6 protein-coding genes are annotated in these 6931 nt (G+C 70.4%); 2 read left to right on the top strand and 4 right to left on the bottom strand.

The annotated features are described in order from the left end of the window. Both AC5E6L_RS13135 and gmk read left to right on the top strand, forming a co-directional pair. A partial coding sequence (locus AC5E6L_RS13135; protein ID WP_491773864.1) for a YicC/YloC family endoribonuclease occupies nucleotides 1-787 on the top strand: 787 nt, incomplete at its 5' end. 9 nt (nucleotides 788-796) lie between these two features. Then, a complete protein-coding gene (gmk, locus tag AC5E6L_RS13130; protein ID WP_491229244.1) occupies nucleotides 797-1504 on the top strand; it encodes a guanylate kinase in 708 nt (235 codons plus the stop codon). 97 nt (nucleotides 1505-1601) lie between these two features. On the opposite strand, the gene rsmA is transcribed toward gmk, so the two are convergent. From rsmA to AC5E6L_RS13110, 4 genes are all read right to left on the bottom strand, one after another. After that, the gene (gene rsmA, locus AC5E6L_RS13125) at nucleotides 1602-2441 is read right to left on the bottom strand and encodes a 16S rRNA (adenine(1518)-N(6)/adenine(1519)-N(6))-dimethyltransferase RsmA (RefSeq protein ID WP_491229243.1); all 840 of its coding nucleotides are present in this window, start codon (nucleotides 2439-2441) and stop codon (nucleotides 1602-1604) included. Continuing rightward, nucleotides 2438-3505 carry a 4-hydroxythreonine-4-phosphate dehydrogenase PdxA gene (gene pdxA / locus AC5E6L_RS13120; RefSeq protein ID WP_491773861.1) on the bottom strand — a complete coding sequence of 356 codons (1068 nt, stop codon included), beginning with the start codon at nucleotides 3503-3505 and terminating at the stop codon, nucleotides 2438-2440. The genes rsmA and pdxA overlap by 4 nt, the downstream gene beginning before the upstream one ends. Continuing rightward, nucleotides 3483-4436, bottom strand: a complete 954-nt coding sequence (locus AC5E6L_RS13115; protein WP_491773859.1) for a SurA N-terminal domain-containing protein — start codon at nucleotides 4434-4436, stop codon at nucleotides 3483-3485. Before AC5E6L_RS13115 ends, pdxA begins: the two co-directional genes overlap by 23 nt. A gap of 135 nt (nucleotides 4437-4571) precedes the next feature. After that, on the bottom strand, nucleotides 4572-6931 hold a 2360-nt coding region (locus AC5E6L_RS13110), incomplete at its 5' end, for an LPS-assembly protein LptD (protein WP_491773857.1).

Genomic DNA, 6931 nt, shown 5'->3' with positions numbered 1-6931 from the left:
CGCGCTGGACGTCAAGCTGCGTCTGCCGCTGGGCCTTGAGGCCCACGAGCCCGCCATCAGGAAGCGCATCGGTGCGCGCATCGCGCGCGGCAACCTCCAGGTCGGCATCGCCGTCGCGGCCGATACCGGGGCCGGAGCGCCCGCCATCGAGGCCGGGACCTTCCGCCGCCTGGCCGCCGAAGCCCTCGCCTTGTCGGCCGAAACGGGCATCGCGCCGCCCACAAGCGACGGGATCCTGGCGCTCCGCGGCGTGGTCACGACCGATGAGGGCATTGCCCGGAGCGGTGGGATCGACGGTGCACAGATTGTCGCCCTGGTCGATGCGGCGCTCGATGCGCTGATCGAGGCGCGCCGCGCCGAGGGCGCGGCCATGGCCGCGCTGGTGGCCGGCCATATCGACGCGATCGAGGCGCTTGCCGGCCGCGCAGACGCCGAGCCCGAAAGCCGGCCCGAGGCGATCAGGGCACGCCTTGAAGGGCAGATCGCCCGGCTTCTGGCGGACACAGCGCTCGATCCGGTGCGGCTGGACGCCGAGGCGGCGATCCTTGCGGCCAAGGCGGACGTGGCCGAGGAGATCGGCCGCCTCATGGCCCATGTCGCGGCGGCCCGCGATCATCTTGCGGCCGGCGGCGCGATCGGCCGCAAGCTCGACTTCCTCGCCCAGGAGTTCAACCGCGAGGCCAACACGCTGTGCTCGAAATCGGCCTCGACGGGCCTGACCGCGATCGGCCTGGAGTTGAAAACGGTGATCGACCGGTTGCGCGAGCAGGTGCAGAACCTGCAATAGGGGACGGCAATGGGGGACCAGGGCGTGGCGGGCGCGACCGGCGAAGACGACGCAAAGCAGATGGGTGCGACGATTGCCCGCCGCGGGCTGATGCTCGTCCTGTCCTCGCCTTCGGGGGCGGGCAAGTCGACCCTTGCGCGCAATCTGATGGAGACCGATCCGGGGTTCGAACTGTCGGTCTCGGTGACCACGCGCGCGCGGCGCGGCAGCGAGATCGAAGGCGTGCACTATCGCTTCGTCGACGAACGCACCTTCATGCGCATGCGCGACGATGACGATCTGCTCGAATGGGCCAAGGTGCACGGCCACCATTACGCCACGCCGCGCGCGCCGGTCGAACGGGCGATGGGCGAGGGCCGCGACATGCTGTTCGACATCGACTGGCAGGGCGCCGAGCAGATGACGCGGAAGATGCGCGCCGACATCGTGTCCGTGTTCATCCTGCCGCCCTCCATGGCCGAACTGCGCGCCCGGCTGATGCGCCGTGCCGAGGACAGGCCGGAGGTGATCGAGCGGCGCCTTCGGAACGCGGCCGTGGAGATCGAGCGCTGGCACGAATATGACTATGTCATCGTCAATGACGATCTGGGCCGCGCCTTCGATGCGCTGCGCGCCATCGTGCGCGCCGAAAGGCTTCGCCGCGACCGCCGGCTCGGCCTGTTCGATTTCGTCAACGCTCTTTTGTCGACATCGCGCGCGACCGAGCCGCCGTCATAGAGCAATTCCAGCGAAAGTGGGAATCGGTTTCGCGTCCGCAATTGCGGCAAAACAAAGACTTGGGCCGCTCGGGCGATTCAGCGAAAAGCGAAAGTGATCATAGCGCGTTCGCCAGGGCGCACCATTCCGCGACCGAGAGCGTTTCGGCCCGTCTTGTGCCGTCGATCCCCGCCCGCTCCAGAAGGGCCGTCCCGCCGAGCGGCGCAAGGCTCTGGCGCAGCATCTTGCGCCGCTGGCCGAAGGCGTGCCGGGTCACGGTTTCGAGCCTTGCGCGGTCGCACGCGATCGGGTCGGCCCTTGGCGCGATGTGCACGACCGACGACGTCACCTTGGGCGGCGGCCGGAAGGCCTGGGGCGGCACGTCGAAACGGATCGCCGCCCGCGCCCGCCAGCCGGTCAGAACGCCCAGGCGCCCATAGGCGCGATCGCCCGGCGCCGCGACGATCCGTTCGGCCACCTCGCGCTGGAACATGAGCGTCATCGACGCCCAGAAGGGCGGCCATGGCGAGACGGACAGCCAGCCCGCCAGAAGCGCGGTGCCGACATTGTAGGGCAGGTTGGCCACGATCGCGGTTCGGCCCCGCGCCTCGGGCAGGGCGGCGTAATCGATGTCCAGCGCGTCACCCTCGATCACGGTCAGCCGGCCGGGGTGGTGCGCGGCGATTTCCGCCAGTGCCGGCAGGCAGCGCGGATCGCGCTCGATCGCGACGACATGGCGCGCGCCTTCCGTCAGAAGGGCGCGCGTCAGCCCGCCGGGCCCCGGTCCGACCTCGATGACGGTGGTGGCGGACAGGTCGCCGGCCTGCCGGGCGATCTTGGCGGTCAGGTTCAGGTCGAGCAGGAAATTCTGGCCGAGCGCCTTGCGCGCGGCCAGCCCGTGCGCCTCGATGACCGCGCGCAGCGGCGGCAGCCCGTCGCGCGCCGGCCTTTCGCTCACGCGGCGGCCGCGCGCCGGCCCGCCATGCGCGCGGCCATCTTCAGGGCGGCGATGAAGCTGTCGGGCCGCGCCTCTTGCGTGCCGGCGATGGCGAATGCGGTGCCATGGTCCGGCGATGTGCGCACGAATGGCAGGCCGAGCGTGACGTTGACGCCCTCGTCGAAATCGAGCGCCTTGGCCGGGATCAGCGCCTGGTCGTGATACATGCACACCGCGACATCGTGGCCGGCGCGCGCGGCGGCGTGAAACAGCGTGTCGGCGGGCAGGGGGCCGCGCGCGTCGATGCCCTCCTCGCGCGCCCTTGCGACCGCCGGCGCGACGACCGCCCGGTCCTCGCCGCCGAGCGCGCCCTCCTCGCCGGCATGGGGGTTGAGGCCGGCGACGGCGATGCGCGGCGCGGCGATGCCAAGGCGCGCCTTGAGGTCGCGGTCCGCGATGCGGATCGTCTCGACGATCAGCGCGGTCGTCAGCGCGCCCGGCACGGCGGCGAGCGGGATGTGGATGGTCACCGGAATCGTGCGCACAGTGGGGCCGGCGATCATCATCACGGGCCGGACCCGTTCGCCCGTGTGCCGCGCGGCGCGTTCGGCCAGATATTCGGTGTGGCCGGGATGGGCGAACCCAGCCTCGTAGAGCGGCTTCTTGGCGATCGGCGCGGTCACGACCCCGGCCGCCTCGCCGGCCATGGTCAGGGCGACCGCCCGGTCGATCGCCTCGATCACGCCGGCCGCGTTGGCCCGCAGGGGAACGCCCGGCCGCTCTCCGAGGCGGTTTCGCAGCGGCACGACCGGCAGCGAGGTCGAAAAAGCGGCCGCGGCCCGCGCCGGCGCCGCCTCTGTGATGTTCACCGTCAGTCCGAGACGGCCGGCCCGCGCGCTCAACTGGTCCGGATCGCCCAGGCAGAAGAAGGGCGGCAGCGAAAGCGCCGTCCGCCGCGACCAGGCCGCAAGGATGATGTCGGGGCCGATGCCGGAGGGGTCGCCGCAACTGACCGCCAGCGCACGCGCCGGATCGGCCGCGCCCGCGCCGACGGCGCGCGCGTCAGCGGCGCTGGATGCGGGCATCGGCGCGCAGTTCCTCAAGCAAACGGGTGCCTGCGTCGCCGCCGTCCGCTTCGAGCGCTTCGGTTGAGAACTGAAGCTGGGCGACCCGGTCGTCGCTGACCTGGCGCGCCCGGCACACGATGATGAACTCGGCGCCGCGCTCGGTGTCCCTGACCTTGGTCGTCTGGCCGGCCCCCAGGCCGGACACATCGTCGGCCCAGCGGCTGGGCAGTTCAAGTTCCAGCACGCGGCCCAGATCGCGCACGGTCACGTCGCGCAGGCCCTGGGCGAGGCTGATCGTCCGCCCGCAATCGTTGACGAGGCCGCGCATCCGGTTGGCTTCGGCGCGCCGCGCCGCCAGCAGCCCTCCCCGCTGGTCCTCCGGCACCAGGAAGATCACTTGCTGAAGGATATATTCGGTCGAGGTCGGCTTCTGGCCGCCCTGCTGGAGCATGCGCGCGACCGCCTCCTGCTCGCTCATCATCCGGCCGGCCGCGCGCGCGCGAAGCTGCACCGTCTGCCCCCAGCCGATCTGTAGCCGGATGAACTCCTTGAAGTGGTCGACCGTGACGCCCGACTGGTCGAGGACCTGCGTCATCTGACCGGCCGACATGTCGTTGCGCCGCGCGAAATTGGCGAACGCCTCGTTGACGGTCGAATCGGGGATCCTTATGCCCGCGCGCCGGACCGCATGGCGCTTGAGCGCCTCTTCGGTCAGGTCCTCGGTCGCCTGCCGGGTCGCGTTGCCGTCGCGGCGCTGCAACCGCAGGAAGGCGGCGCGGCGCGCGATGTCGTAGCTGGTGACGATCTCGTCATTGACGATGACCCGGATTTCCGAGGCGGCGGCCGGCCTTGCGCCCAGCGGGGCGAGCGGGCTCCAGATCGACGTTGCGGCAACCGCGGCGGCGATGGCCAGCGCGGCCGCGCGGCGGCGCAAGCGTTGGTGAACCATGGCGATCCTCAACAGATGGCTTCCCCGTCTCTTCCGGCTCCTCATATCGGCCGGCCGGGTCAATCACAAGTTCGGCCGGCTGACTGCGCGCCCATCGCGGCGAAACGATGGCGCCGTGTCGGTCGCGGCCGCCCGTCAGAAGTCCAGTCCCGACGATGTCACGCCGATGTCGCCCAGCGTCCTGGCCGTGAAGCGCAGACCGAAACTGCGGGTGATGGCGTCGGACGTATCGACCGTCTCGCTGTAGGAAAAGCCGAACGCGAAGCACTCATCGTCATAGGCAAGGCCGATCGCCCGGCGCGTCATCCGATCGTCGGTGATGTCGTAGGTCGCCGATCCCAGGACGCGCCAATCCTCGCCAAGGCGGACCGAGCCGCCGCCCGAGACCTCATGGCGATCGGTCGCAAAGCCGTAGGTCGGCTGTGCCTTCTGGATGGCGTAGTTGCTTGAAAGCGCGATCGTCTCGTTGGAAAAGGACAGGCCGGCCTCGGCCCGCCTGACATCGAGGTCGCTTTCGTCGAACCGCGCATCGGCGGTGGCTCCGAAGCCGCTGGCATGGCGCACGCCCAGATGGGCGACAAGGTCCGACCGGTCCGTCTCAAGCCCCGAATCGGCGCCTGCATTGACCAGGTCGGCATCGTCATAGGGATTGTCGCCCGCCAGGTGGTAGGACTGGCCGAAGATCGCGCTGGCGCTCCAGTCCGGTCCCAGTTGGCCGTTATAGCGCAGCCCGACATTGGCGCGCACGCCGCCCTCGATCCGGTCGAAGCCCGAGAACTTGTCGCGCGCGAACAGGTCCGAGGCGTCGAACACCAGGCTCTGGGCGTCCTCGTTGGGCAGCGCCGCGCCGTTCGGCGCATCGGGCCGCGCGAAAATCTGCGCGATCGGCTCGATCACATGGTGCGAGCCGGGCGCCGAGATCAGCACCGGCCAGCGCGCCTCGATGCCGGCCGTCGCCATGCCGCGCCAGTGCGTGCCGTTGGCGGCGAGCGGCGTGCCGGCCGCCTCCATCGTCTGCGACAGCGGGCCGGCGGCGTTCAGGTCGAGATGGGTGGCGTCGCTGCGCGCGTGCAGGAGCGGCGTGACGAGCAGCCCGCCGGGCGCGGTGAAGGTGCGCTTCCACTCGGTTTCGGTGGTCAGCCGCCAGGAGGCGCCGTCCGTGCCGAAGGTTGCGAAATTGTCGTCGGCCGGCCCCGCGGCCAGGCGCGTATCGGCGCGCTCGCGCACGATGCCGCGCGTGTTCAGCTTGAAGGCGAGCCGGCCGCCCGCCACCGGCCGCGGCAGCACGTAATGATAGTCGATGCTCGGCAGGACCGAGGGCTGGCGCGGACCCCGCCCGCCGGGATCGGGCACATTGTCCTGGACGTCGAAATGCATCGCCCGCGCGTCGAGGAAATTGGTGCCCGAAAGGCCGGTCAGCCAGACCTCGTTGCGGATCACCTCGGCGTTGAAGCCGGCAATGTTGTAGGTGCGCGAAAAGTTCTTGTCGGTTTGCAGCAGGCCGTTCCAGCCGAAGCTCCAGCGCGGATTGATCTGGAAGCGGCCGGTCGTGCCGATCATGCCGCGCGCGGTTTGCATGCGGTCGACGGTCCCGGCGCCGAACGCGTCCGGGCGGGCCTGGCGGATGCCGGCCGTCTTCAGCGTGTAGGTGCCGCCTTCGAGCCGGTGGCGGAACGCGGCCTCGCCCAGAAAGCCCTGCCGCGTATAGCCCGTGCCGGTCAGCGTCAGGTCGCGGTTGGGGGCGAGGTTGACGAAGAACGGCACCGACACGCCGAAGCCGCGCTCCTCGGCGAAGCTGAAGCCGGGGGCGAGGAACCCGGTCTTGCGCCGCACGGTGGGATCGGCCGTGGTGAACACGGGCAGCCATGCGATCGGCATGCCGAGGAACTCGAACCGGGCGTTCTCGAAGGTGACGGTCTTTTCCTCGCTGTTCCAGACCGTGCGCTGCGACTTGATCTGCCACAGCGGCGGCTTGTCGGGGCGTTCCCGGCAGGGCTCGCATGCCGTGTAGATGCCCTGGTTGAAGACGGTGACCGCGCCGCTGCGCCGTTCGGCGCTTTCGGCCGCAAAGCGCACATTGTCGGGTGTGACGACGCGCAGCGCGTTCAGGAACCCGTCGCGGAAGTCGTCGGTGATGTCGATCTCGTCGGCGGTCAGCCGCACCCCGTCGGGCTGGAGGATCTCCACGCCGCCGGTCGCGACCATCCGCCCGCTCGTCTCGATATAGGTGACGCGGTCGGCCACGAGGCGCGTGCCGCCATGGTCGATTCGCACGCCGCCGACGGCCGAAATCGTGCGCTCGTCATTGTTGTAGACCAGTTCGTCGGCCTGTAGCAGCAGCGGTTCGTCGGGGCTGGCGGCGGTGAGCGCCTCAAGGCCGGACTGCGCATGGGCGCGCGGCATCGCCGGCACCGTGGCGGCGCAAAGCACGAGCAGGCACACGCTCGCCGACAGCCTGCCCGCGGCTTGCCCTCGACCGTTGACGCGCTTTCCGG

Source organism: Roseitalea sp. (genome assembly GCF_984466335.1).
The sequence above is the reverse complement of the archived record's forward strand: the minus strand, read 5'-3'. Positions and strand labels throughout refer to the sequence as shown.

Bases quoted from the DNA above. Each gene is read 5' to 3' on its own strand.
- gmk (WP_491229244.1), top strand. From the start codon at position 797: ATGGGGGACCAGGGCGTGGCGGGCGCGACCGGCGAAGACGACGCAAAG.
- pdxA (WP_491773861.1), bottom strand. From the start codon at position 3,505: ATGCCCGCATCCAGCGCCGCTGACGCGCGCGCCGTCGGCGCGGGCGCG.
- AC5E6L_RS13115 (WP_491773859.1), bottom strand. From the start codon at position 4,436: ATGGTTCACCAACGCTTGCGCCGCCGCGCGGCCGCGCTGGCCATCGCC.